The organism is Dysgonomonas sp. HGC4 (assembly GCF_001261715.1).
Classification (GTDB): Bacteria; Bacteroidota; Bacteroidia; order Bacteroidales; family Dysgonomonadaceae; genus Dysgonomonas_A.
This window is the reverse complement of the sequence record NZ_CVRU01000022.1, coordinates 1-26,986: the sequence shown is the minus strand read 5'-3', so window position 1 is coordinate 26,986 and position 26,986 is coordinate 1. Positions and strand designations below refer to the sequence as shown.

General features: G+C 35.3%; 17 protein-coding genes. 10 read left to right on the top strand and 7 right to left on the bottom strand.

Annotated features, from left to right (window positions below):
• Positions 1–308: 308 nt before the first annotated feature.
• The 4 genes from trxB to HGC4_RS02470 form a co-directional block, all read right to left on the bottom strand.
• Entirely contained in the window at positions 309–1,241 is a 933-nt protein-coding gene (gene trxB / locus HGC4_RS02485; RefSeq protein ID WP_050708535.1) for a thioredoxin-disulfide reductase, read from the bottom strand.
• Between the two features lie 127 nt (positions 1,242–1,368).
• Entirely contained in the window at positions 1,369–2,004 is a 636-nt protein-coding gene (locus HGC4_RS02480; RefSeq protein WP_050708534.1) for an outer membrane lipoprotein periplasmic chaperone LolA1, read from the bottom strand.
• A gap of 227 nt (positions 2,005–2,231) precedes the next feature.
• On the bottom strand, positions 2,232–2,636 hold the full coding sequence (locus tag HGC4_RS02475) for an L-rhamnose mutarotase (RefSeq protein WP_050708533.1): 405 nt from the start codon (positions 2,634–2,636) through the stop codon (positions 2,232–2,234).
• Between the two features lie 29 nt (positions 2,637–2,665).
• Complete coding sequence (locus tag HGC4_RS02470; protein ID WP_050708532.1) at positions 2,666–5,194, bottom strand: FtsK/SpoIIIE family DNA translocase; 2,529 nt, start codon at positions 5,192–5,194, stop codon at positions 2,666–2,668.
• 532 nt (positions 5,195–5,726) lie between these two features.
• Here HGC4_RS02470 and HGC4_RS02465 point away from each other — a divergent pair.
• The 5 genes from HGC4_RS02465 (at position 5,727) to HGC4_RS02445 (ending at position 15,405) form a co-directional block, all read left to right on the top strand.
• Entirely contained in the window at positions 5,727–8,792 is a 3,066-nt protein-coding gene (locus HGC4_RS02465) for a SusC/RagA family TonB-linked outer membrane protein (protein ID WP_242047199.1), read from the top strand.
• Positions 8,793–8,811: 19 nt separating this feature from the next.
• A complete protein-coding gene (locus tag HGC4_RS02460; protein WP_050708531.1) occupies positions 8,812–10,728 on the top strand; it encodes a SusD/RagB family nutrient-binding outer membrane lipoprotein in 1,917 nt (638 codons plus the stop codon).
• A 374-nt stretch (positions 10,729–11,102) separates the two neighbouring features.
• Positions 11,103–13,091, top strand: coding sequence for a glucosamine-6-phosphate deaminase (locus HGC4_RS02455; protein ID WP_050708537.1), 1,989 nt, complete (start codon positions 11,103–11,105; stop codon positions 13,089–13,091).
• An 81-nt stretch (positions 13,092–13,172) separates the two neighbouring features.
• Positions 13,173–13,985, top strand: a complete 813-nt coding sequence (gene nagB / locus HGC4_RS02450) for a glucosamine-6-phosphate deaminase (protein WP_050708530.1) — start codon at positions 13,173–13,175, stop codon at positions 13,983–13,985.
• 190 nt (positions 13,986–14,175) lie between these two features.
• Positions 14,176–15,405, top strand: a complete 1,230-nt coding sequence (locus HGC4_RS02445; RefSeq protein ID WP_050708529.1) for a peroxiredoxin family protein — start codon at positions 14,176–14,178, stop codon at positions 15,403–15,405.
• Positions 15,406–15,483: 78 nt separating this feature from the next.
• Here the strand turns inward: HGC4_RS02445 and HGC4_RS02440 are convergent, their stop codons facing one another.
• Together HGC4_RS02440 and HGC4_RS02435 are read right to left on the bottom strand one after the other, a co-directional pair.
• Positions 15,484–16,812, bottom strand: a complete 1,329-nt coding sequence (locus HGC4_RS02440; RefSeq protein ID WP_050708528.1) for a TIGR00341 family protein — start codon at positions 16,810–16,812, stop codon at positions 15,484–15,486.
• A gap of 11 nt (positions 16,813–16,823) precedes the next feature.
• Complete coding sequence (locus HGC4_RS02435; RefSeq protein WP_050708527.1) at positions 16,824–17,570, bottom strand: shikimate dehydrogenase family protein; 747 nt, start codon at positions 17,568–17,570, stop codon at positions 16,824–16,826.
• A gap of 832 nt (positions 17,571–18,402) precedes the next feature.
• On the opposite strand from HGC4_RS02435, the gene HGC4_RS02430 reads away from it, so the two are divergent.
• The 3 genes from HGC4_RS02430 to HGC4_RS02420 are packed head-to-tail and all read left to right on the top strand — an operon-like array spanning position 18,403 to position 24,043.
• A complete protein-coding gene (locus HGC4_RS02430; protein ID WP_050708526.1) occupies positions 18,403–19,320 on the top strand; it encodes a hypothetical protein in 918 nt (305 codons plus the stop codon).
• A gap of 46 nt (positions 19,321–19,366) precedes the next feature.
• The gene (locus HGC4_RS02425; protein WP_082204044.1) at positions 19,367–22,564 is read left to right on the top strand and encodes a SusC/RagA family TonB-linked outer membrane protein; all 3,198 of its coding nucleotides are present in this window, start codon (positions 19,367–19,369) and stop codon (positions 22,562–22,564) included.
• A gap of 48 nt (positions 22,565–22,612) precedes the next feature.
• Entirely contained in the window at positions 22,613–24,043 is a 1,431-nt protein-coding gene (locus HGC4_RS02420; protein WP_050708525.1) for a SusD/RagB family nutrient-binding outer membrane lipoprotein, read from the top strand.
• A 71-nt stretch (positions 24,044–24,114) separates the two neighbouring features.
• Here the strand turns inward: HGC4_RS02420 and HGC4_RS02415 are convergent, their stop codons facing one another.
• Entirely contained in the window at positions 24,115–25,032 is a 918-nt protein-coding gene (locus HGC4_RS02415; protein WP_050708524.1) for an AraC family transcriptional regulator, read from the bottom strand.
• Between the two features lie 226 nt (positions 25,033–25,258).
• On the opposite strand from HGC4_RS02415, the gene HGC4_RS02410 reads away from it, so the two are divergent.
• The gene (locus tag HGC4_RS02410; RefSeq protein ID WP_050708523.1) at positions 25,259–26,047 is read left to right on the top strand and encodes a LiaF transmembrane domain-containing protein; all 789 of its coding nucleotides are present in this window, start codon (positions 25,259–25,261) and stop codon (positions 26,045–26,047) included.
• Between the two features lie 109 nt (positions 26,048–26,156).
• Positions 26,157–26,918 (top strand): LytR/AlgR family response regulator transcription factor, encoded by a 762-nt coding sequence (locus HGC4_RS02405; RefSeq protein WP_157258080.1) that lies wholly within the window; start codon positions 26,157–26,159, stop codon positions 26,916–26,918.
• Positions 26,919–26,986 lie beyond the last annotated feature (68 nt).

Sequence of the window (26,986 nt, the reverse complement as noted above, 5' to 3'; positions counted from 1 at the left end):
TAGTTTCAAAAGAAACTATATCAAAATAAAAGGAAAAGAAAGTAAGAAGAGTAGAAAATAAAAGAATTTTTATAAAAAATACGTTAATTTACTCAGATTTAGTAGAAAGATTTTTTTTGACAAAAAGAAAAGAAATTATCAGGAATATTTTCTTTTTGGAATAAGGCAATAGAAAAAATCAATGTAAATGATAAAGTTATTTATCCCCTATGAGTCTTTTTGAGAGCTATTAACCAAAAAATAAGGTCATAAAAAAAGGAGCCGACAAAAAGTCGACTCCTTTTTCATAGATTATCTATAATTATGCTTTAATCAGCCAAATATCTTTCGGCTTCTATGGCTGCTTGACATCCGGTACCAGCCGCAGTAATAGCCTGACGATAAATAGGATCGGCAACATCACCAGCAGCAAATACCCCAGGTATATTTGTTTTGGGGCTATCGGGTACTCTTTTTATGTATCCGGTCTCATCCATATCTAACTGACCTACAAAAATATCTGTATTGGGTTTATGACCAATCGCCAAGAAGAAACCATCAATATTGATATCAAATTTTTCTTCATTAGCCTCTCCCATATTTCTTACTAAATGAGCTCCTTCAACACCATTCTCGCCAAAAAGACCTAGTGCATTGGTATTAAACAAGACTTCAATCTTTTCATGTTTCATCACTCTATCTTGCATCACTTTTGATGCTCTCAAGAAAGGCTTACGAACGATAAGATATACTTTACTTGCCATTCCTGCCAAATAAAGAGCTTCTTCACAAGCAGTATCTCCACCACCTACTACACCTACCACTTTTTTACGATAGAAAAATCCGTCACAAGTTGCGCAAGCAGATACACCCATACCTGCATATTTAGCTTCATCGGGTATACCCAGATACTTAGCTGTTGCTCCTGTAGATATGATTACCGTATCGGCTTCGATTTCGGTTTTCCCATCTACTGTTATTTTTTTAGGTGTTGACTTCAAATCTGCTGCAGTTACTATTCCAGTACGTATATCGGCACCATAGCGAATTGCTTGCTTTTTTAGATCTTCCATCAATTCTGTTCCGCTTATACCTTCTGGGTAACCCGGGAAATTTTCGACCTCTGTAGTAGTTGTTAACTGACCACCGGGTTGTATTCCTTCATACAAAACTGGAGCAAGATTTGCTCTCGAAGCATAAATTGCAGCAGTATATCCTGCCGGTCCTGAGCCTATAATCAGGCAACGTACTCTTTCACTCATAGCAATTATTTTTGTTTTGTTATTTCAATATTAACCACAAAGATATAGGCACCATTTATCAAAACAAACTCTTATTGTTTCTTATTTTCTATTTAAACATAAACAGAATCTATAGCAAATGCGGTTATTAACGCAAATCTATGACTTCAATCTGAGGGTATTCTTTTTTATTAAAAACAAATAGATTATCCAGCAGATTAACGCCTGTTTGAAGTTTGGTTATTATCAATTGATTATTTACACCATCTTTACCAAATGTATTGACCGAGGTAAATATATTGGTTGCTTTATCGATGTGAATAACCATCTTTGTAAATTCGGTTTTCTTCCCTAACGGAATCATTTCTACAACATAGACAGTTTTAGCTTTTTCTTTTTTCTCACCCTTATAATTGAGTTTAAAACCTGTTTTGTATAAGCTCAACAAAACGGATGGACTAACTCCGGCAAGCTCTTCTCCCGTTGGGTTACTCACATTCACCTCATCGCCACCTTTGGCATACACCCACTGTGTTTTTCCGTCAAACCAAGTAATTCCGTCAGGTACATCAATCTTAAATTTATTGCCTTTAAGATAGGCTTTTCCATCTTGGCTATAAACAGTCTTACCTTTTACATCTTCTGTATTTATTGTAAAAGATGCAGTAATACCTCCTGCTTGGTTATACGCAAGATTCGCTTTATCGAGAATACTTTTAGCATCCTGAGCATTTAAACCCAGAACCGAAAAAAGAAATACAAGTATCAATAATTTTTTATTCATAATGTCCTTTTAACTTTTCTCCTTAGACTGATCTTAAACCAAAACGTTTAATTCAACACTTATAGGTTGCAAATCATATCCAATTCGAGTTCCTCAAATATATTACTTATTGAAGAATCTGACAATAATTCGCAGTGAAGAAATCAACTCTTTAGTTAAAAAAGATCAGCAGCAATTAACTCCCATTATTGATAGAGGGAAACCAATAGACTAAAATATCGTAAAGTTTACTTCTCTTTCAGGCAATCTTCTAAAGAAAAAATTCGCTCCATCAATTGCCATTTTTCTTCGGAAGTTCCACCTTTCTCAACATCCTGAAACTGCAATACAAAATTTTCCCATTCTTCCTGACGCTCATAGGTCGCTAATTTTCCAAAAGCTTCATCCCAATTAAAATCAAGAGGAGTTTCAACAATCATTACCTCCATGTTTCCAATGAGATAAATTTCCATATCTAATATCCCCGCCTTACGAATACCTTGAGGAATTTCTTTCCAGATATTTCGACTATTGTGCCAGTATTTATACTGTTCCACTTTATCCCCATCCAGTTTCAGCTTAAGAAACTGACAGTAACGTTTAGTTTGAGTTGGGTAAGGCTCTTTAACATACCCTTCTTTAAGGTTTTCCATAGAAACTATCTTGTGAGATTAACGATCTATCAAATAGAACTTAATTTCTGCTCCAAACTATATTCATCCATAATAAGCACTTCTCTTGGCTTACTACCTTGAGTACCTCCTACTATTCCGGCAGCTTCAAGTTGATCCATCAATCGTCCAGCGCGATTATACCCTATTGAGAATTTTCGTTGGATAAGTGATGTAGAACCTTGCTGATGAACAACAATCAAACGAGCAGCTTCTTCGAAAAGAGGATCCTTATCACTCAGATCAACCGAGCCTACTTTATCATCACCTCCTCCATCTCCAACAAATTCAGGCAATTCAAACGCATGAGAATACCCTTGTTGTTTTCCAATATATTGTGTAATCTCCTCAACCTCGGGCGTATCCACAAAAGCACACTGTATGCGCACTAAATCACTACCTTGCGAGAACAACATATCTCCCCGACCGATCAGTTGATTTGCCCCTGACATATCCAAAATAGTACGTGAGTCAATCTGAGACGTCACACGGAAAGCCATACGAGCAGGGAAATTCGCTTTAATAGTTCCCGTGATAATATTGGTTGTAGGACGTTGAGTCGCAATAATCATGTGCATACCCACAGCACGCGCTTTTTGAGCAATACGTGCAATCGGCATTTCTATTTCTTTTCCGGCAGTCATTATCAGATCGCCAAACTCATCTATTATCACAACGATGTATGGTAAGAAGCGGTGACCTTTTAACGGACTTAATCTTCTTTTTCTGAATTTTTCGTTATACTCCTTTATTGTTCTCACACTGGCAGCCATCAACAACTCATACCTATCGTCCATCTCCTTTGTTAGAGAATTCAACGTTTGAGTTACTTTACTGACATCAGTAATAATTGCTTTCTCTGCATCTGGTAATTTAGCCAGATAATGCTTTTCGATAGTTGAATAAATATTAAACTCTACCATCTTAGGGTCTACCAAAACCATCTTCATTTCTGCCGGATGCTTTTTATACAACAACGAAGTTATAATAGCATTCAATCCAACCGATTTACCCTGACCTGTTGCTCCTGCCACCAACAAGTGAGGCATTTTACATAAGTCGAACATGAATATTTCATTGGTGATAGTTTTTCCAAGAGCTACTGGCAAATCATAATTACACTCCTGAAAACGCTTCGAAGCAATAACCGATTGCATGGATACAATCTGCGGATCTTTATTCGGAACCTCAATTCCGATAGTTCCTTTACCCGGCATAGGGGCTATAATACGAATACCCAAAGCTGATAAACTCAAAGCAATATCATCTTCCAGATTTCGAATCTTAGAAATACGCACTCCAGCTTGAGGTACAATTTCATAAAGCGTAATAGTAGGTCCTACTGTTGCTTTAATTGATGTTATCTCAATTCCATAGTTACGGAGGGTATTTATAATTTTATCTTTGTTCGCCTTCTGCTCAGCCATATCAACTCCTTTTCCGGTGTTGTCATAGACTTTTAGTAAGTCTGACGAAGGAAAATGGAAGTTTGATAAATCTTTTGTAGGATCATAATCCTCCATCTCTTCAACATCCGATGCAGTCAATTCATCACGTTCTTCTCTATTTTGAATCGGTTGAACAGAGGGACTACTCCTTTTTTCTTGATATGCTTCTTCTTGAGGAATAACTACCTCAAAATCATCTTCAACATCAATAGATCTAGGCTGTCTGTTCAAAATTGGCTTATTCTGAACAGGAGGCGTATAAACCGGAGAAGAAGACTCTCTTTGCAAATCATTATTTAAAGGAAGGTAGTTATCCTCCTCTAAGCTATCTTCTGCAGCATCTGCCTTGTCTTTTTTTCGTTTAAACCAATTGAAGATTTTACTTAATACTGAGTTCTTCTCAATAATTTCGTTATCCTCTTCTGTTTCTTCAAAATCATCTTCCTCAACCAAATCGCTTTTAGGAACGCCATTCGATCCTGGAAATAGATTTTTAAAGAATCCAACCGATGTTTGTTTCGTTATTATTATAAAAACAACAAGCAGTAATATAATAATAAGTGATACACCAATGCCACCCAAGGCTGTTTCGAGAAGTTGTTCCAAAACCGACCCATGGCTTCCACCCCAGATTATGTGACTATCGGGAAATATCTTGGTCAGGATAAACGAACTAAAAATCGACCCCCAGATAAGAATAAAGGAACATAGAATAAATGCACGAAGGATAGATATTGTTTTAATACCAATCAAGCGAACCCCTATTATTCCTATAAATATAGGTATAACAAAAGAAAATACTCCACAATATTTATTGATAAGCGCCTCAGCAATAAAAGCTCCTCCGACACCTGTCCAGTTACTTATATCCTGCTTATGGATTATTAAATCTATAAAATACTTATTTGCAACCTTGCTTTGATCAGCTGCACCAGTAAAGAAAAAAGAAATCATTCCAATAAGCATAAACAAGGCGATAAAGATCACACATACCCCCATCAGGAAATGTCCTCTTTCGCTACGCAGAAAACGAAGTATATTTGACGTCGTTTTAGCACTCTTTTTTTTCTTTTTACTCTTTTTTGCAGGCATATACATTTCTTAAATAAGAAACAAAGATACATTTTTTCATTGTAGAATCAATATAGATAAAACATAGATCGTTCAGCAAAATTTCGAAGACATTTATGAGCATTTCCTTGAACCTTGTTTTATATGTTTAATAACATGCCTGCTCAGCAAACCAAAAGCAATAGCGTCATTGTTACGCCCATCAAACATCTCACATGCAATAAGATGCAACAAAAAAAGTGATCACACAACATGACAAACAACGACAATATCCGGGAATGTTAATTAACAGTTCTAATTTTGTAAAAGATAAGAAGCTATATAGTTTTGTCACACAAATATAAATAGTAGTTAAAATAATCAATAATACCAAGCAAACAATACCAATCTAATCTATTTAAAACAAAACAATTAACTCACCAAAAGAAAATCTTTAATTTATATATTTTCACTAAAAAGCGGCGTTATGGAAAACAGTAAGCACATTAAACAAACAAAAGTACCCAAAAGAAGAGGGCTCAGTCTTCTCTATCCTATTACGATGGTACTGGTCATGCTACTTTCAGGCATGACATTAAATGCACAAACAGGAGGAAAGATTACAGTATCAGGTATTGTAACTGATGCCACAGGCGAAACTCTTATTGGAGCAAGTGTAGTTCAAAAAGGAACGACTAATGCTTCGATGACAGGACTAGATGGCGACTATAAACTTACAGTACCATCTGATGCTACATTGGTTGTAACTTATGTAGGCTTCAATCCTCAAGAGATTCAAGTAAACGGAAGAACTAAAATCGACATTATTGTATCTGAGAATACCAAACTTCTTGACGAAGTTGTTGTTACTGCCTTAGGAATAAAAAGAGATAAAAAGGCATTAGGATACGCAATGCAAGAGCTAAAAGGTGATGCTCTATTAGAAACCGGAGAATCTAACATTGTAAATTCTCTATCAGGTAAAGTTGCAGGTCTTCAAATCGTACGTTCTAGTAACGGAATGGGAGGATCTTCAAAAATCCTACTTAGAGGAAACAACTCTTTAACCGGAAACAACCAACCTTTAATTGTTATTGACGGAATACCGATGGATAACTTTACAGGTGGTGTTGATGATCCTTTTGGTATGAACGGAATGGACATGGGTAACGGTCTTTCGGATATTAACCCTGATGATATCGAATCAATGTCGGTACTTAAAGGTGCATCTGCAGCCGCTCTTTACGGATCGCGTGCAGGTAACGGGGTTGTTCTTATTACCACAAAATCAGGAAAAAAGACACAAGGAGTTGGAATCACAGTTACTTCGGGATTAACCGCAGAAACTATTTTCATGAAACCTGAAATGCAGAATTCTTTTGGTCAAGGGACCAGAGGCGTATTTGATAGCCAAGACAGAAATAGCTGGGGACCACAAGTGGGTGTAGACAATGACTTAAGCACATACGATAATATAGATGCTTTCTTCAACACAGGTTTAGCATTTAACAATGGTGTAAGCTTCCAACAACAAGTAAATAAAACTTCAATATTTACATCTATAAATCGTCTAGATGACAAAGGAATGACTCCTGAATCTAAACAAAACAGAACCAGCATCACAATGCGATTAACATCTGCACTAGATGATTCTGACAAATGGATATTGGATGCAAAAGCAAATTACATCAATACAAATACAAATAACAGACCAATACAAGGAGTAAATCCTGCCAACCCATTTAACACTATCTACACATTACCCAGATCTATCAATATCAGAGATTGGGAACAAGCAGTAGATGCAAATGGCAATATGATATGGTACGATGAAGGCAAAAGCCCACAAGAAAACCCATATTGGGCTACCAGATACAGAAGAAATCAAGATAACAGATACCGTCTACTAGGTACTGTTTCTTTAAAATACAAACCTACTGACTGGTTTGATATTGAAATTAAAGGAGGAACAGACTATTATACAACGAATGCCAATGAAAAAGTATTTACAGGAGGTCCTACCAAACCAAGAGGTACTTATGGCGAGAATTCGGAAACTTTCTATGAAAACAACTACAGTTTCTTATCTTCTGTACATAAAGACAATGTAATTGATCGTCTAGGTGGATCTTTCTCTTTTGGAGGAAATCTTATGATTCAAAATAGAAAGAAATTAGTAGTAAGCCCTGAAGAGTTACTTGTTCCTAATGTATTTACTCTTACAAACTTAATCAAGTTACCAAAATCTTCGAACACGATTGTTCAAAGAAAACTGAATTCATTTTATGGCATGTTCCAATTAAACTGGGATGGTTATCTGTTCTTAGATGTAACAGGCAGAAATGACTGGTCATCAACTATGAGCAAAGAAAACAGATCATACTTCTATCCATCATTCAGTTTCTCTGGTGTAATTTCAGATATGCTTCCAAAACTTGGTAGTAGCCTACCTGAGTTCATTTCTTTTGCAAAAGTAAGAGCTTCTTATGCAGAGGTAGGTAACGATTTAGATCCTTATCAATTATACAATAATTTCCAGGTAAATCTAGATCCTAATGGAAACCCTATTGCAAATACTAACAATGTACTTTATAATGACAATCTGAGAAGTGAGTTAATTAAGTCATACGAAGTTGGACTTGACTTAAGATTCTTCAACAACAGATTAGGCTTAGATGCTTCATGGTACAAAATGAACTCAACTCGCCAACTGTTGAATATCGCTTTAGACCCATTCTCTGGATATGCTTCTAAGAAAATCAATGCAGGAGATATTCAAAACGAAGGTTTCGAGTTAACTCTAAATGGTACAATCTTACAGAACCAAAAAGGTCTTAACTGGGATGCTACTGCTAACTTCTCTACAAACAAGTCTAAAATTAAATCTTTGACTGATGGTGTTACTCAATATTCGCTTGCAGACCGCTTCTCTGAAATGAGAATTTATGCAGAAGTAGGTGGTGCTTACGGAGTAATGTATGGAACAAAATACCAACGCGTTGAAGATGAATCAAGCCCATACTTCGGACAAATTATTACAGACCAACAAGGACTTCCTCTTACAACTAACACCCAAGGTTATTTAGGTAACCAAAGTCCTGATTGGATGTTGGGTATCACTAACAATTTCGAATATAAAGGATTTAACGTAAGCTTCTTAGTCGATATGCGTGTTGGAGGTAAAATATTCTCGGGAACAACTGCAATCTTACATGCCAATGGTAATGCTAAAGGAACAGCTGTAAACGGAAGAGAAGACTTTGTTGTGCCAAACACTGTAACATCCGACGGTAAAGGTGGATATGTAGAGAACACTACACCTGTAAATCCTCAAGACTACTGGGGTCGTCTAACTCCCGGAAACTTTGGACTTGGAGAAGCCTTCACGTATGATGCTACAAACATCCGTCTTAGAAATCTAACTTTAGGCTACAGTTTCAATAAAAACTTCCTAAAAAACACACCTATCCAAAAGCTACGTGTATCTGCTACATGTAATAATGTATGGATGATCCATAGTAACATTCCAGGAATTGACCCTGAATCTGTGGCTTCAACAAACACAAATGCGGTAGGATTCGAAAACTTAGCTTCACCTACGACTCGTTCTTATATGTTTAATTTAGTTGTAGGATTTTAATTTAAAAAGAAGATAAAATATGAAAACAAAGAATATAATATACACAGGACTATTTTGTCTGGCATCTCTCTTCTCAGCATGTAGTGATTTTGAAGACATAAACAGAGACCCAGGAGCAGTAGGACAAGGTGACGTAAAGCCTCAATGGCTATTGAACAGATCTATAATTGAAACACAGATGGACCCAAACATAGCTGAACGTATGTTTGTTCTAACATGGAAAGGCGCTGCACGTTTCGATCGCAATGGAGGTATCACAACGGGTTCGGACGACAACTCATGGATCACAGAATACCTTTCTACAGGTTACTCAGTGGGATGGCTTAGAGATGTAAACCAATCTATATCTGTGGCAAACTACCATATTGCAAATAATATCAACTCTAGCTCTGCCAATAATGTAATCCAGATGGCTCGTATATGGAGAGCATATCTACTATCTGAAGTAACAGATGGATTTGGCCCAATACCTGCACTTGATGCATTTCAAGGTGTAAACCCAGAATACAATAGCGAGGAGCAGATCTATACATTTATCCTAAAAGAATTAAAAGAAGCTGAAGCTGCTTTATCGGACAAAGATGCCAATGGCAATACTATTGACATGTCAGATGTAAAAGAGTCAGATCCTTTCTTCGGTGGAAAAGTTGCCAATTGGAAAAAATACGCTAATTCTCTTCGTATGAGATTATCTATGAGGTTATCTGTTGTAGCTCCCGCTGTTGCTAAAGAAAACTTTGAAGATGCTGCTTCTAAATCATTTATTTCAGAAAGTGCAGATATTGCACAAGTAGCCGAGAGAGACGGATGGGATGCACTTACAGGGGTAATGAGTCGTTCGTGGAACAGACAAGTAATGTCTACTACATTCAACAATCTTACTGTAGGATTAGGTGGTGTTGACTTTCCTGTACCCGCTTCATTAAAACCTTATTTGAAAGATAGTAAAAACTATTTAGGATTAAAACTTGATCAACATTTACCGGCAACAACTAATGATCCTGTGGCGATCTATTTCCTTGATGGAATTCCTCAAAAGATAGACCCTAGAGCTGCTAAATTAAATCACATACCCGGATATGATGATGGTGTAATTTATTCTGACATAATAGGCTTAGCAACAACTGCTAAACTATATCCTACTGAAACTATAAAAGACACTATTGTTCTTACAACAAAGTATACATGGAATACATATGTTTCGGGTTCATGGGATAAAAAATCAGCTATATCTTCAAATTTAATATCTCAATACAAGAACTTCCCTTGTTTATCTAAAGTGTATAGAACAAGTACAAGCAAACGTGTGTTCTTTGGACCATGGGAAAGCTACTTCTTGCTAGCAGAAGCTGCAGTATATGGATGGACAGTACCAGGAAGCGCACAAAGCAATTACGAAAAAGGTGTTGCTGCCAGTCTTGAATATCACAATTTGAGTAGCACTTATGGTGCATATATCACGTCTACAGATTATAACAGAATTGGAACTTCAGTGGCATTTAATCATACTACAGAAGCTCAAAGCTATACTGCTAACTATGTAGATGGATATACAGGACAAGCTGGAACAACCACTTACAACTATCCTAAGAACAGCATTTACAAAGATGGCGTAAACAATGACCATTTGACTAAGATTATTACTCAAAAATACATTGCTCAAGTGCCTTGGTTGCCTCTTGAAGCGTGGTCTGACCACCGTCGCTTAGGACTTCCATTCTTTGAAAACCAAGCTGTTGAAAAAGATTATGACCCTACAACTCAAGTGCCTTTAACAACGGCAACATCGAGAGAGTCTAGATTAGAATTTTTCCCAAAACGCTACAGATACCCTGCTAACCTAAAAGCTAGCAACTTGGCCGGCTACGAACAAGCTCTTCAATTATTGGGTGGCGAAGATAGAACAACTACTCCTTTATGGTGGAATAAGAGATAATACTCTTTAATCAATAACAAAAACGGCTGTAGGAATATTCTTACAGCCGTTTTTTATTTAAGGCATTATCTTACTTTAGATATATGGTAGTAATTCCCGAAAAATAAGAGGCATTAGATACAAACAAAGAACAAAAACAAGACGGAATCCACGCAAACCGAAAAGTTAATTAACAAATAGAAAATTTTGATAAGTGATCAGATTATAAAATAACCCAAGATATTGACAGTCATATACACAGTATCACAAAAAAGTACCTAATTTTCATTATAAAGATGAAAAATAGCTTTAATCGAACGAATATTCTGAACATTAAAATGCCTATCTTTGTTAGAGATGGTTCAATCTTAAATATAACCGAAATAAAAAAAGATATGAAAACAGATTTAAGCTCTCAGATTACGTTAGAACGGATACCTCAGAGATATTATCATCCGACTAATGCTTTTGAGCAAACAGCATTGACGCGCTATGAAAAAATTGACACACAAATCTACGAGTCATCAAAAGCAGCATCTAACTATGTTGCCCGTAAAATTGGCGAAGAGATTAGAAGAAAACAAGAAACTAAAGAGTATTATGTACTGGCTCTTCCCGGAGGACATTCGCCACAGACCATTTATCAAGAACTGGTAAGATTACACAAAGAGGAAAAACTAAGTTTCCAGAATGTTGTAATTTTTAGTGTGTACGAATATTACCCCCTTCAAAAAGGATCGGACAGCAACCTACAATTATTAAAAGATCTTCTTTTAGATCACGTTGATATAGATTGGACTAAAGTATTCTCACCTGATGGTGAAGTTGCAAAAGACCAAATCTTCTCACATTGCAAATCTTACGAGGATAAGATCGAAAGCTTTGGGGGAATAGATCACCTATTACTAGGTTTAGGTAGAGGTGGAAATATTGGTGTGAATATCCCTGGATCGAACATCAATTCTCAAACTCGTCTTATTTTACTTGATAACCAATCACGTAAAGAAGCAACAAACACATTCGGATCGTTAGATAAAGTTCCCGAAAGTGCTATTACTATGGGTATTTCAACCATGCTAAAGGCTAAAAAGATTACCTTGATTGCTTGGGGAGAAGATAAAGCTCACAGTGTAAAAGATGTAGTAGAAGGCAAGAAGAGTGATGCAATACCAGCTTCATGGTTACAAAATCACCCTAATGTAAAAATATTTACAGATCTTAATTCAGCATACGATCTTACAAGAATAAGCAAACCTTGGCTTGTTACAAGTTGTGATTGGACAAATCAACTAATCCGTCGTGCCATTGTATGGTTATGCTTCGAAGTAGACAAACCAATCCTTAAACTGACAAATAAAGATTATCAAAATAATAGCCTTGGCGAACTGTTAGCATTATATGGTTCTGCATACAATGTGAACATCAAAGTATTTAACGACCTTCAACACACCATCACTGGATGGCCTGGAGGAAAACCAAATGCAGATGACACAAATCGCCCGGAGAGAGCAACTCCATATCCAAAACGTGTAATTATATTCAGCCCACACCCTGATGACGATGTTATTTCGATGGGAGGAACATTCCAACGTTTGGTAAATCAACATCACGATGTGCATGTAGCTTATCAAACTTCGGGAAATATAGCAGTAGGTGACGAAGAAGTTATTCGTTATGCATCTCTCATGGAGAATGTTCGTGCTAAATATAATCCGAATGACACGATTTTAAAGGAAGAATTAGCAAAAGTTCTCAACTTCTTAATGAAGGAAAAGAAAGCAGGAGATGAAGATACTGCAGATGTATTATTCATGAAAGGACGTATTCGTCGTGAAGAAGCTACTGCCGGATGTCGCTTTGTTGGAATAAAAGATTCAAAAATCAAATTCTTGGATCTTCCTTTCTACGAAACAGGTAAAGTAAAGAAAAATCCAATATCGGAAGCCGACGTTAAGATTGTAAAAGAATACTTACAGCAAATCAAACCACATCAAGTATTTGTTGCGGGAGATTTAGCCGATCCTCACGGAACACATAAAGTATGTCTTGATGCAATTCTTGCTGCAGTTGATGAATTGAAGAACGAAAAAACAGAATGGTTAAACGACTGTCGTTTTTGGATGTACCGCGGAGCTTGGGCTGAGTGGGAAATTGACTTCATAGAAATGGCTGTTCCAATTTCTCCTGAAGAGCTACGTTCAAAACGTCTATCTATCCTTAAACACCAATCTCAGATGGAAAGTGCTCCATTCTTAGGTAATGACGAGCGTTTGTTCTGGCAACGTTCTGAGGACAGAAATCATGCTACAGCTGAGTTATATCGCAGACTGGGATTAGCATCTTACGAAGCTATTGAAGCATTCGTGGAATACAAGCCTCTTTAACCCTCAATAATAAGAAAGAAAGATAGGCTTGCATAAAGTCTATCTTTCTTTGTAATATGAAAACCATAAACACTATACAACATGAGATTAATTATTCAGTCAGATTTTAGCAACCTATCGCAATGGGCGGCAAATTATGTTGCAGCAAAAATTAATGCAGCAAAACCAACGGCAGACAAACCTTTTGTATTAGGATTACCTACCGGATCGTCTCCGCTTGGGATGTATAAAAGCCTTATTGAATTAAATAAAAAAGGAATTGTTTCGTTCGAAAACATAATCACATTCAATATGGATGAATATGTAGGTTTACCACAAAACCATCCACAAAGCTATTACACATTTATGTGGGATAACTTTTTCAACCATGTGAATATCAAAAAAGAAAACGTAAACATTCTGAATGGTAATGCGGCAGATCTTAACGCAGAATGTGCAGCATACGAAGCAAAGATGAAAGCAGTAGGTGGTGTTGATCTATTCTTAGGAGGTATAGGTCCCGATGGACATATCGCTTTTAACGAACCCGGATCATCATTATCTTCGAGAACCCGTATAAAAACATTGACAAAGGATACAATTATTGCTAATTCAAGATTCTTTGATAATGACATTAATAAAGTACCTAAAACTTCTGTTACAGTAGGAGTAGGAACGATATTAGATGCAAAAGAAGTATTAATCATGGTAAATGGTCACAACAAAGCAAGAGCATTGGCTCAGGCAGTAGAAGGATGCATTAACCAAATGTGGACTATTACAGCATTACAACTTCACGAGAAAGCAATCATTGTATGTGATGAAGCTGCAACCGAAGAGCTTAAAGTTGGAACTTACAGATACTTCAAAGATATAGAAGGTGAGAACCTTAACCCTGCTTCGCTATTGAAATAAGGTTACAAACCTTTTTACAAGATATCTATAAAAGCAGTTCTACATAATATAGAACTGCTTTTTTGGCAAATACCATACTTATGGGATTTTATTTTACAAAATTCAATCATATATTTGCATTTCGGTCAGCCTTTCCAATTAGAGGTTTACGAATTACTATATGTATGTAAAATACACAAAATAGATAACAATGAAAAAATATTTAATACTGGGATTATCTGCTGCAATAGGACTAGCCTCTTGCAAGAACGATAAACAAGAGACTACAAAATTAAAAGACGGGAAATGGCATGCCGAATTCAATGCGAAAGACGGAAGTATTCCTTTTTCGTTTGAAGTAGAAAAGGGCAATTCAGATAGTTTAGCTGTTGTCACCCTAATAAATGGAGCCGAACGTGTTCCACTAGAAGGTATAACATACAGAGGAGACAGCGTATTTATCCCAATTAGAGCATACGACACCGAACTTAGAGGACAAATAAAAGGAGATACTATTACTGGATTATTCAGTAGATTATTCTCCGAGAATGACAAAGGGGTAGAATTCAGAGCTGTATATGGTGATACTCCACGCTTCTCTACAGAAGGTACTTCAGCTGATTCTTTAGATGGAAAATGGGATATTCAATTCATCACCGAAACAGAGACAAAAAACAATGTTGGTATATTCAGCCAAAAAGATGGTATTCTTACAGGTTCTATCTTAACTAATTCGGGCGACTTCCGTTACCTTGAAGGAGTATCCGACAAAAACGGATTCAGACTCTCTGCTTTTGCAGGCTTAAGCCCATATCTTATTCAAGGTAAATTCATCGATAAAGATAATTTTGAAGGTGAATTTATTACTGCAAGAGGTAGCCAAAAAATCAAGGGAACTCGCAATGCAAATGCTCGCCTTGCAGATCCTTACGGACTTACTCAACTGAAAAAAGGATATAACTCTATTGATTTGAAATTAAAAGATCTGAAAGGTAATGAAGTTTCGCTGACTGATCCAAAATTCAAAGACAAAGTAGTTATCATTTCCGTATTGGGCAGTTGGTGTCCTAATTGTTTAGACGAAGCTGAATTTTTAGCTCCTTGGTATAAAGAAAATAAAGATAGAGGAGTAGAAATTGTTGGTCTTGCCTTTGAACGTAAAGACGATCCCGAATATGTACAAAAAGTTCTATCTAATTTAGTTAATAAATACGGTATTACTTACGATGTTCTATTTGGAGGAAAGATAGCTGACTCAGAAAAAGTATTAGCTGCACTAGATGGAGGATTGAAAAGTTATCCGACAACTATATTTATAGATAAAAAAGGTGTTGTTCGAAAAATCCACACAGGCTTTAACGGACCTGCAACAGGATTATTCTATGACGAATTTAAAGCAGATTTCAACAAACTAGTAGATGAGTTGCTAGCTGAAAAATAATAGTGTTTTAGGTTTTATGGGTAAAAAGAGAAAGGGAGAAGTTGAGCAACTTCTCCCTTTTATATTTTCAAGATAACCTCAATTATTTTCTTGAAAGAACGTCATTATAAGATTAGTGCTTAATCGTTTTTTTAGCCATTCTTCTATCTTATCCTTTTCTTTCGCATTAAGAGGTTGCTTCTTTTTCAGGGTAAATATAACCACATTTGTTTTCAACCGCTGCTCCGCTGTATCTTTTGAATAAGTAAAACCTTCGGAATAATTGCATGATTCTATTTGCGGATATAAAGGAGCAATCTCCAGAAGTAATTGCTTACCTAATAAAAACCTATTTTTTATACTATCTGTCTTTAATTCGTTTTCTTTTAGCAATATAGTTAATCGATTAATCTCCTGTCTAAGGCTATTTTCTTGTATAAGATTTTTATCCTTCTGGTCAGGCTCAAAAGAAAGCCCCTGCTCTACCTTAACACCGGCAGTATCTATCTGAAAGTCGATAGCTCTATCAATAATATTTTTTTTATCCTCATCAGTAAATGAGGTTCCTCCATATATTAAATGTATTTGCTTCTTGTCTGCTTTAATTTCATTCTTTAGCAAATAATTTCCTTTATATATACTCACACTCTCTGTGTATCTTTGAGCATTGATCGTAAATTTTTCATCCTGAACCAATTTATACCCCAAGTATATACTCGGAAGAATTGTAATAGTCAATATTACTGATATTATCTGGTTGATTCGTTTCTTTCTTATATCCTCAATATTGCTGCGTATCGGAAACTTCAGAAGCTGGGCTACCACCGTAGAAGCTAAGGCAATACACACTGTATTGATAGTAAAAAGATAAAAGGCTCCAAAGAAAAAGTTAAGTTGACCCGTTGCCAAACCGTATCCGGCAGTACAGAGAGGAGGCATCAGAGCCGTAGCAATAGCAACTCCGGGAATAACATTTCCCTTGTTTTTACAACTTATAGCTATAATCCCGGCGAAACCTCCAAACAAAGCAATCAACACATCATAGATTGTAGGACTTGTTCGAGCTAACAATTCAGATTGAGCATTCGATACAGGGCTAATCATAAAATAAAGTGTAGATGCAACTAAACTAGCTCCTACTGCAAATGTAAAATTCTTTATAGAACGCCTAAAAAGTACATGATCGTTTATTGCAATACTGTACCCCATTCCGGTTATTGGTCCCATCAAAGGAGAAATAAGCATAGCTCCTATAATTACAGCTGTTGAATTTGTATTCAAACCAACGGAGGCTATAATAATAGCAAACACTAAAATCCAAAGATTAGTACCTTTAAATATGATACCTTTCTCGATACTTTGATGAATTTCATCAAAATTCTCTATTTCACTTTGCAGGTTTACGTATTCCAATAATTTGCGAATCATACTCTTGAATATTAGATGTCATTCCAAATTTCCCATGCTGCTATGGCTTGCAGCTGAAGCATTTCTCCACCATTCTTTATTTTAGCTCCTTGCTTTTGTCCTAATTCCAGAAATTTTGTAACTGGAGGATTATACACTAAATCATAAAGCAAATGAGAATCAGTCAGATATTCATACGGAATAGCAGGATATTCTTCTACATTCGGAAATGTACCCACAGGAGAACTATTCACTATAACTTTATACTCGGATAATATTTCCTCAGTAAGATCATCATAGGTGAAAGAATCCCGACGGGCCGTACGTGAAACAAATTTAGATTCTATACCCAAGCGTTTGAGTCCATACTTTACCGCTTTCGATGCTCCACCCGTTCCTAAGATCAAAGCTTTGGTATGTAGCAGAGGGTCGATCATCGGCTCTATCGAATTCTGAAATCCTATCAAATCTGAATTATAACCTTTTAGGATTATACTATTCTCTTTTCTTATTACCTTAATAACATTAACAGCCCCTATAGCTTTAGCTGTATCATCCAATTCATCTAGAAATTGAATTACCTGCTCCTTATAGGGGATAGTTACATTCAAACCCTTTAGATATGGATCTGAGGTTATGATCGAAGGAAGAGTATTTATATCAGATATTTCGTAATTAGAATATTCTGCATTAATATTTTCTGTCTCAAACTTTTCTCCAAAAAATTTAGAAGAAAAAGAATGTTTAAGAGGATAGCCTATAAGTCCGTATTTTTCCATTAGATAATTATTTGTAAGCAAAAATAATCATTTACTGCTTATATGGAAAGATAATAGCGTATTTACTAGTTTCAAGAGGAAAGACACCAACACAATAGAAAAAATTGAGTTAAATATGAGGTTTTTCAAAATGAAATATAGTATTCTATAATAGACTTAGTCAATTCTACATAGATAAAAAAAAGGATTCTATACCATTAAATAAAAAGAAAAAATAATGATTAAAACCTCATTAATAACGCAATAAAGAAAAGACAATAGAAAAACTAGAATTCTAGAATTTTTAAATATTGATTCTACTCTGCTTTAATTTAACACTTTTTCGGGACAAATCCAAATAAAACACTCGCTATTTTCACGAAAAAGAAAGAAACTTCAATTTTTGTCCGAATTCACCTCTTTTTAACCGAACAATCCCCCCTTTTTTTATTTATAAACAAGAAATCTACCTACAAGTAAATATATCAATAACCTCCCCGTGACTATTAGTTGCCAAAAGAAATATACCACATCTATGGTATTTTCCAATTAGCATATATTGGCTTCTTTTGTGAAAGAATTTTAATACTCAGTTTTAAAGGTTTATCATTAATAGTTTACAAGGTATGAAATCATTATTTTTCACATCAATAAATCAAATTTATTCAACACAAGAGGACGCGTCTCTATCTTGTTTATCATCGGCTAATCAAGCTGTGGAAGCTTTACTTACCGATATATATTGTTGTCCGCATATGCGAATGTGCATGCCTTGCTAATCAACTTCCTCCAATTTATAAGGTCATTTTATACCGACCATTTTATTTTATCAAAAAACAAAAAAAGAATCAATATGAAAACTTCAAGATATATAAAACTAACATTTATTGCTACTTTACTATTAGTAAGTACATCTATACTAGCTCAGAATTCAGATAACACGCTATATATAAAGGGAGCTAACTTTACTCACCCAATATTAAATGCTTGGATAAACGAATATAGCAAAGTTAACCCTAATGTAGTTATTAAAGTGGCTGATCGCAATACAAACAGCGAGGCAATAGATATAAGTGTAGTTACAAATGAGAATCAAATAAAGAATCCTGCACAACAATCATTGCAAGTTGCAAGATATGCTATTCTGCCTGTAGCAAATAAACAAAATCCTCTTTTCGAAGAAATAAACAACAAAGGTTTGGACAGAAATAAGCTCAAACAATTGTTTTTCGAAAAAGATATTGATGATTCGGGCAAATATCCTTTTAAAAACGAAGTTACAATCTACTCAGGAAGCTTAGAAGCATCTAACTCTGACGTAATTTCGGGATATTTTGGTAAAACCGGAGATCAGCTAAGAGGCAAAAAAATAGCAGGAGATGATATTTTCCTTATCAATGCATTGAAGAAAGATGAATCAGGTGTTGCTTTCAATTATCTTTCATACATATATGATACTAAAACCCGCGAATTAAAAGAAAACATTGCAATACTTCCAATTGATTTGAAAAAAGACCAATGGCAAGCAGTGAATTCGGGTATAGATGCAACGCTTTCTTTATTAGAAGGTGAAAAAATAAATCTTATTCCAATCGAAACTGTTAGTTTGGCTTTTGACGAAAAACTACCTAAAGAAGTTCAAAGCTTTATTGAGTGGATTGTTACAGATGGTCAAAAATTGAATCATGTTTACGGATTTCTTAATATCGACTCTAAAGAGAAAAAGAACATCCAACAACAGATTATCAACTATGCCAGCTTAGAGAAATAAACCGATTTTACTACTTGATTCACGAATAAAAAAAAGACTAAATCATATGCTGTACTCACAATCTCAATCGCTATATAACATAGCGAAAGCACTCTTACTGACTCTATTTTTACTTGGAGGAACTGTAATTTATGCTCAGACAACAATACACGGAGAGGTTTACGACAGAAGCCGCCTACCTCTACCCGGAGTTTCTATAACATTAAAATCATCGGCTAAAGTAAATACTGCAACCGATTTTGATGGCAAATTTTCAATAAAAGTATCAGAAGAACTTCCCGTTACTCTAGTTTTCAATTTTCTTGGATACAGAACTCAAGAAGTAGATGTTTATGATAGCAACGAGCCTATCAGTGTAACTTTATCTGAAAACAACAATCTTCTTGATGAAGTTGTAGTTACTGCTTTAGGTATCAACAGAGAGAAAAAATCATTGGGTTACACCACGCAAGAGCTAAAAAGCGATGCATTACAAGGCAATAAAGAGCCTAACTTACTTAATTCATTAGCTGGTAAATTGGCAGGTGTACGTATCACTAACTCTCAAGGAGACATGGGATCGTCGCGTATTGTTATCCGTGGTGAAACATCTATTGCCGGAAACAATCAACCTCTATTTATCGTAGACGGTATACCTGTAGATAATTCGCAATTGAATTCAGGTGGAGCTACTCGTGACTTTAGAAATGCAATAGCCGACCTTAACCCTGAAGATATAGAATCGATGAGTGTACTTAAAGGTCCTAATGCAGCAGCATTATACGGATCTCGTGCAGCACAGGGTGTTATTTTGATTACTACTAAAACAGGTAAAGGACAAAAAGGAATTGGTGTATCGTTCAATTCTGGTGTAATTGTTTCTACGGTAGCAAGTCTTCCTGAGTTCCAAAACTCATTCGGACAAGGATCGAATGGCTTATTCAGCTATGTTGATGGTAAAGGTGGAGGTATAAATGATGGAGTAGACGAAAGTTGGGGTCCAAGACTTAACGGACAACTTATTCCACAGTTCTTCTCAAATGGTGTAGCTGTTCCCTTTGTAGCTCATCCAAACAACGTAAGAGACTTCTTTAATACTGGTGTTACATTTAACAATGGTGTATCGGTATCAGGATCTGATGATAAATATAATTTCCGCTTAGGTGTAAATCACGAAAATCAAAAAGGGATAGTACCTAACACTCAGATTAAGAAAACCAATTTCACGATTAATACAAATTATCAAGTAACTAAAAGAATCAAAGTAGGAGCTACTGCAAATTACATTATAAGCGATGTTCCTAACTTACCGGGAGGTCCATCAGGAGGACGTGCTGCAGGTGTAATGCTTCAATTCCTATGGTTTGGTCGACAAGTTGATATAAACGAATTAAAAAACAACAGAGAGCAAAACTGGAACAACAGTTATTATAGCAACCCTTATTGGAATGCATACTATAATACTGTTGAACAAAAAAGAAACAGAATTATTGGAGATGTACACGCAGACATTAATCTTGCTAAAGGTTTAGATTTTAAATTCCGTACAGGAACTGATTATTATAACGATCGCCGCAAATACCAAATTAAATATGGAACTAACGGTACTCCATACGGATCGTACGCAGAAGATGCATATACTGTAAGCGAAAACAATACAGAAGGTATATTGACATATACGCGTGATCTGACTAAAGATCTAAAATTGGATGCTCTTGGTGGATTCAATATCATGAATAATACTTTTGAGAATAATTATCAAAAAGCTCCAAGATTAGCTGTTCCTGATCTATACACACTTACCAATTCAAGAGATCAGTTAATATCTACAAATGAATTTAGAAAGAGAAGAATATATAGTGGATACGGCTCTATTCAACTGGGTTATAAAGGATATGCATATTTGAATATTACAGGTCGTAATGATTGGTCATCAACATTACCTCGTGATAACAGATCATATTTCTATCCTTCGGTAAATGCCAGTTTTGTTTTGACTGAAGCTCTAAATATTAAAAGTGATGTATTGAACTTCCTTAAATTACGTGGAGGATGGTCTGAAGTAGGTAAAGATGCAGATCCTTATCAATTGGCTACTATCTATAATTTCGAACCTGCTTTTGAGGGAAATCCTATTCAAACATCATCTAAAGAAAAAAACAATCCTAATCTTAAACCAGAAACAACTCGTTCTACTGAGTTTGGATTAGAAACAAGTTTGTTTAAGAACAGAGTTCGACTTGATGTTGCAGTGTACAATACAAATAGTTTTGACCAGATTCTTAAAATAAAAACATCTGCAGCAAGCGGATATACTTCTCAGTTACTTAATGCAGGTAAAATTAACAACAAGGGTGTTGAAATACAATTAGATGTTATTCCTGTTCAGACAAAAGACTTTAAATGGAATATTGGCTTAAACTATTCTAAAAACAAAAGTAAAGTTGTAGTTCTTGATCAAGACGGTTTAATTGAAAATTACGAAATCGGAGCATCGGGAGGTGTACAAGTATTAGCATCCATAGGTCAAAAATATGGTATCCTTTATGGTACTGGTTATTTGAGAGATGGCAGTGGTAATATTATAGTGGCATCAAACGGTTTACCTAAAGCCGACCCTGAAAAGAAAGTATTAGGACAATATACTCCTGATTGGTTAGGTGGTATCTCTAATACATTCACATACAAAAATATCGACTTTTCATTCCTTATTGATGCCAGCATTGGTGGAAGCATTTACTCTGGAACTAACAGAACAGGTAATTACACCGGAGTTTTAGAACAAACTCTTACAGGTCGTGGTGCAGAATATGGAGGTATTCAATACTACTACGCAGGCAATGATACTAAAGGAAATAAAATTCCGGTAAATGGTGGTCAAGCTCCAAGCGGAGTAAATGTATATGACGATGGAATGATATTCGGAGGAGTTCTTGAAAATGGTAATCCAAATACAACTATAATCAGTGCACAAGAATACTATAAAGCTTCTTACAATATCAACGAAGCTTATGTATATAAAGCAGATTATATAAAGTTCCGCGAAATAAAACTGACATATACTTTCACCAAGAACTTTACCAAGAGTATAGGTTTACAAGGTGCTAATATATCAGCATTTGGTCGTAACTTATTCTTTATATACAAAGATGCACCAAATATCGACCCCGAAACAGCATTCAATACAGGAAATGCACAAGGCTTAGAAAGTTTAGCATTACCTACAACAAGATCTTTTGGTCTTAATCTGAACTTACAGTTTTAAGATTGAACATCTGAATATTACAATGTATAATTAGAAAAAACAGAACTTATGTTTAAAAATATATTATCACTCATATTAGTTGCATTTGCTCTTAGTTCTTGCAACGACCAATTGGATGACATAAACAGAAATCCAAATGCAACAGAGACACCTCTAGCTCCATTCCTCCTTACAGGTAGTTTAAAACATGGAGCAGATTTATATTGGGGATCAAATAGTAGTTTCAACTCGTCTTTACTGTTTATACAACATTGGGCAAAAATCCAATATACAGAACCTGATAGATACGAATTATCAAACACTGCTACTGAAATAACCACCCTGTGGAATACCGGTTATGCTACTTTAATTACAGACTTGAATACAATTCTGGCATTTCCCGACGCACAGGCAAATTCTAACTTTAAGGGTGTTGCTCTAGCATTACGTTCATGGACATTTTTATTACTGACTGATACTTACGGAAACATTCCATACAAAGAAGCTGGGCAGATAGTAACCCCTGCGTATAATACTCAAAAAGAAGTATACACTGGTCTATTAGAAGATTTGACTCAGGCTCAACAATTGTTGGATCCATCAAAAGATGGTATCACAGGAGATGTAGTGTATAAAGGTGATATCTCGAAATGGAAAAAGTTTGTAAATTCTCTACGCTTACGTATTGCTTTGCGAATCTCTGACCGTGAACCCGATTTGGCAAAACAAACTTTAGCAAGTATTACCAGCGATCCATCTGGTTTGATAAGCAATAATAGCGAAACATTCCAGTTTATCTATACAAGCTCTCCACAACAGAATCCTGCAGCAGCATGGTTCGAAACTAGAGATGATTATAGGATATCTAAAACTATAGTAGATAAATTATCGGAACTTTCCGATCCTAGATTGTCAGTATATGCACAATTACCATCAGATCCTTCTGTTGGAAAATATGTAGGAGCTGCTAATGGTTTGTCTAATAGTGATGCTAACAATCAAGGATTTGCAAAAACATCTAAACCTGGAACTTATTTCTTGACATCTCAATCTCCCGCTGTTATATTTAGTTATGCTGAAGTGCAATTTGCTCTTTCAGAAGCGGTAGCAAGAGGTCTTATTACAGGTAATGCAGAAACATATTACAAACAAGCAATTACAGCTTCTTTAAATCAATTTGGAATTACAAATACCAAAACTATTAGCGACTATCTGAATCAACCATCTGTACAATATAATCCTGCAAACTACAAAAAATCGATTGGAGAGCAAAAATGGATTGCATTTTATGGTCAAGGGTTAGATGCTTTTGCTGAATGGAGACGTTTAGATTATCCTGAGCTAAAAGCAGGAACAGCCACAGTATTGGAAGGTAAAATGCCTTTACGCTTCTTCTACCCTGGTAGCGAACAGTCTCTGAATGGTAAAAGCTACAAAGTTGCTATTGCAAACCAAGGGGAAGATTTGCTAACAACAAGACTTTGGTTTGATGTAAAATAAAAGATGAAAACATATCTTATTATAAAAATGAAAAGGGATAACCACAATGGTTATCCCTTTTCATTTACCTCTTATTCGATAGGAATATAAATCTCCGTTTTTAATTTATCGGGAGATGTGCGTTCTGGGTTATTTAAATATTTTTCAAACCCCGATGTATTTCTTAACTTGCAATCACTCTCTGGAAGCCATTTCCCATAAATAGTATCATAAACACTTCCTAGATTTTCATAAGATCCTTGATAAGAAAACACAGCATATTTACCTCCTTTTATCTCTTTTACTCCTATCTGCCCTTTAGCTTTTACTTTATCAGTATTTTCATTAAAAACACAAATATCTTCAACATTAGGTATAGTCTTCGCTTTTTGAGGAATTACCAAGCAAATATCTGTACGAAGCTTATCTGCTTCTGTCACTTTAGGGTCATCATAGTAAACACACAGATGTTCTATACCTGCTGAGAACAATTTATTTTCTTTCACATATTGCCACAATTTATTCCACGATCCACAGAAATCTACATCCGAATATTTACCAAAGATCTGTAGATAAATAGCTTCTTTCGATTCTATTTCTCGTATTTTGGGAGCTTTTAAGTTAAGATCATTATTTAATAGCAAAGGTCTCATAATAGTGTAATTTTTATTGTTTCTAAATTCTGTTGGCGAAACATTATAAAACAGCTTAAAGACTTTAGATAAAGAAGAGGGGACTTCATAGCCAACCTGATAGGCTATATCTTGAATAGGCAAATCGGTATAGCACAACAATCGAGCTGCAGTCTCGACTCTTATCCTCATTATGAATGCTCCGAGAGACTCTCCTAAAAAAGATTTCATAATCCTATGAAAATGAAATGAGGAGAAGATTGTTTTCTCCGCTAAAGTGAGCAGGTCTAAATCTTCATTCAGATTATTATTGATGTATTCGATAATAATATTTACCTGCTTTTGATACTCTTCCTTTGTCGTTGTTCTTTGTTGCATGTATTTAATTGTTTCGTTACAAAACTAGAAACAAAAGCCTGTTTAGACTTTTCCGATCTTGCTAACATCAAGAGTTATATATTATCAGGTGCTAATTAATAATAAATATCTATTATCTTCCTGATAAAGAAAGGCCACTTTATCGACAAAAATACTCGTTTCATCGATATTCTGTTTCCTGTCATATTATATACAGTTACATTTGTTACAAATAAAATTTACAATTATGAAAAATGAATTAAAAATAGATCAACGCAATCATAGCAACGGATCAAAAATAAGCTTTGCAATACTGCTTGTATTGGCGGGCATACTTCTTCTTTCGTTTAACTTGGGGCTTTTGCCAGCAATATACAAACCCATACTTATATCATGGCAAATGCTTTTGATAGCCTTAGGAGTTGCCTTTTTATTTAACCGCCAATTTACGAGTGGAATTATCACTACCTCCGTTGGAGTCTTTTTTATATTGCCGGTTGTTACCTTAACTTTCCCCGATTTATTTGATGGTGTACTTATTAAAGCACAAGATTGCTGGCCTATACTACTGATTATTGCAGGGTTTTTATTCCTTTTCAAAAAAAATGATCGCGGTTGCTGCCAAAAGAAATGGTGTTCGGAAAAATCAGAATCAGCTACGACCGAGGCTTTTTCAAATACAAATCAAACAATAGATGACTGTATAGATAAATCAGTACTATTTAATGGCAGCGAGCAAATCGTATTTTCGTCGAACTTTAGGGGAGGAGAAGTTAACTGTGCCTTTGGAGAAATAAAACTTGATCTTCGAAAAGTAAGCGGTTTAAATAAAAATAATAAATTGGAAGTCAATTCGATGTTTGGATCGGTAATTATTTATGTGCCTAGCGAATGGCAAATAAATATGAAATCGAGCGTCATGTTTGGTGATATTCAGGATAAAAGAGTAATAATAGACATACCAACTAATGAAGATAATATCTTTTTTAATATGAAAGCTTCTTGCCTTTTCGGGAGTATCGAAATAAGAAACTAAACAATAGGCTCGAGATCTTATCATTTTAAATATGAATAATAGTCGTTTTAATTTAATAATAGGCCCATTGATTATTGCCATCACAACTTTAATCATAATGGTCATAGCAATGGCTCCCTTAATACCTTTACCCACCTCTTACTTAGTTCTAGATGGGGTTGTATCAGGGTTATTGTTAGCTACTCTGACTTTCTTGCTAAGAGAAGTTATGAAGTATGCCAATTATAAATCATCACAAGTTCAGCAAATAATTAATTCTGGAGCATTAGCAATACTCTTTGTACTTTGTTGGGTAGGTATAAACTTATTGATTCTTTACATTCTACTTTCGGAAGATATACTTAAACTCTTCTTTCCAACAATACCTGTACGTATTTTCATTGCTCTGCTTGTATCTGGATTGATAATATTATTTTATGGATCTATCTTTAGACGAAATCAAGAGGAAGAAGACAATCCTATAGAAGCAACCCCTGAAAAAATAGTAGCTACTGAACCTCTGGAAGAAATATCTGAAACAGAAGATAATTGCGAAACTGAAGTATTAGAACATATAGCTGTAAAAAATGGGCAAAAGATTGATCTTATATTTATAGGTGAGATTATATCTATTCAGGCTGAAGGAGATTATGTAATGATTTTTACAGCAAAAGGGAAATACTTGAAAGAACAAACAATGAAGTATTTTGGAATACATCTACCCAAGAATAAATTTGTTAGGGTACATCGTTCCAGCATTATAAATATAGATTATATACAGCGGATAGAACTCTATGAAAAGCAAAGCCAAGTCTTAAAGCTTCAAAACAATCTACAAGTAAAGATGAGCCTTGCAGGCTACAAAGAACTAAAGAAAGTGCTAAATCTGTAATAGATTACTTGTTTCACAAAGAAAGCCTCGGAGAATTGTCTCCGAGGCTTTCTTATATAAATAGATAA

Coding starts and splice junctions, on each gene's coding strand:
- nagB (WP_050708530.1), top strand. CDS start 13,173: ATGAGATTAATTATTCAGTCAGATTTTAGCAACCTATCGCAATGGGCG.
- HGC4_RS02460 (WP_050708531.1), top strand. CDS start 8,812: ATGAAAACAAAGAATATAATATACACAGGACTATTTTGTCTGGCATCT.
- HGC4_RS02405 (WP_157258080.1), top strand. CDS start 26,157: ATGGCTCCCTTAATACCTTTACCCACCTCTTACTTAGTTCTAGATGGG.
- HGC4_RS02465 (WP_242047199.1), top strand. CDS start 5,727: ATGCTACTTTCAGGCATGACATTAAATGCACAAACAGGAGGAAAGATT.
- HGC4_RS02425 (WP_082204044.1), top strand. CDS start 19,367: ATGCTGTACTCACAATCTCAATCGCTATATAACATAGCGAAAGCACTC.
- HGC4_RS02415 (WP_050708524.1), bottom strand. CDS start 25,032: ATGCAACAAAGAACAACGACAAAGGAAGAGTATCAAAAGCAGGTAAAT.
- HGC4_RS02410 (WP_050708523.1), top strand. CDS start 25,259: ATGAAAAATGAATTAAAAATAGATCAACGCAATCATAGCAACGGATCA.
- HGC4_RS02440 (WP_050708528.1), bottom strand. CDS start 16,812: ATGATTCGCAAATTATTGGAATACGTAAACCTGCAAAGTGAAATAGAG.
- HGC4_RS02445 (WP_050708529.1), top strand. CDS start 14,176: ATGAAAAAATATTTAATACTGGGATTATCTGCTGCAATAGGACTAGCC.
- HGC4_RS02480 (WP_050708534.1), bottom strand. CDS start 2,004: ATGAATAAAAAATTATTGATACTTGTATTTCTTTTTTCGGTTCTGGGT.
- HGC4_RS02470 (WP_050708532.1), bottom strand. CDS start 5,194: ATGCCTGCAAAAAAGAGTAAAAAGAAAAAAAAGAGTGCTAAAACGACG.
- HGC4_RS02430 (WP_050708526.1), top strand. CDS start 18,403: ATGAAAACTTCAAGATATATAAAACTAACATTTATTGCTACTTTACTA.
- HGC4_RS02420 (WP_050708525.1), top strand. CDS start 22,613: ATGTTTAAAAATATATTATCACTCATATTAGTTGCATTTGCTCTTAGT.
- HGC4_RS02475 (WP_050708533.1), bottom strand. CDS start 2,636: ATGGAAAACCTTAAAGAAGGGTATGTTAAAGAGCCTTACCCAACTCAA.
- trxB (WP_050708535.1), bottom strand. CDS start 1,241: ATGAGTGAAAGAGTACGTTGCCTGATTATAGGCTCAGGACCGGCAGGA.
- HGC4_RS02455 (WP_050708537.1), top strand. CDS start 11,103: ATGAAAACAGATTTAAGCTCTCAGATTACGTTAGAACGGATACCTCAG.
- HGC4_RS02435 (WP_050708527.1), bottom strand. CDS start 17,570: ATGGAAAAATACGGACTTATAGGCTATCCTCTTAAACATTCTTTTTCT.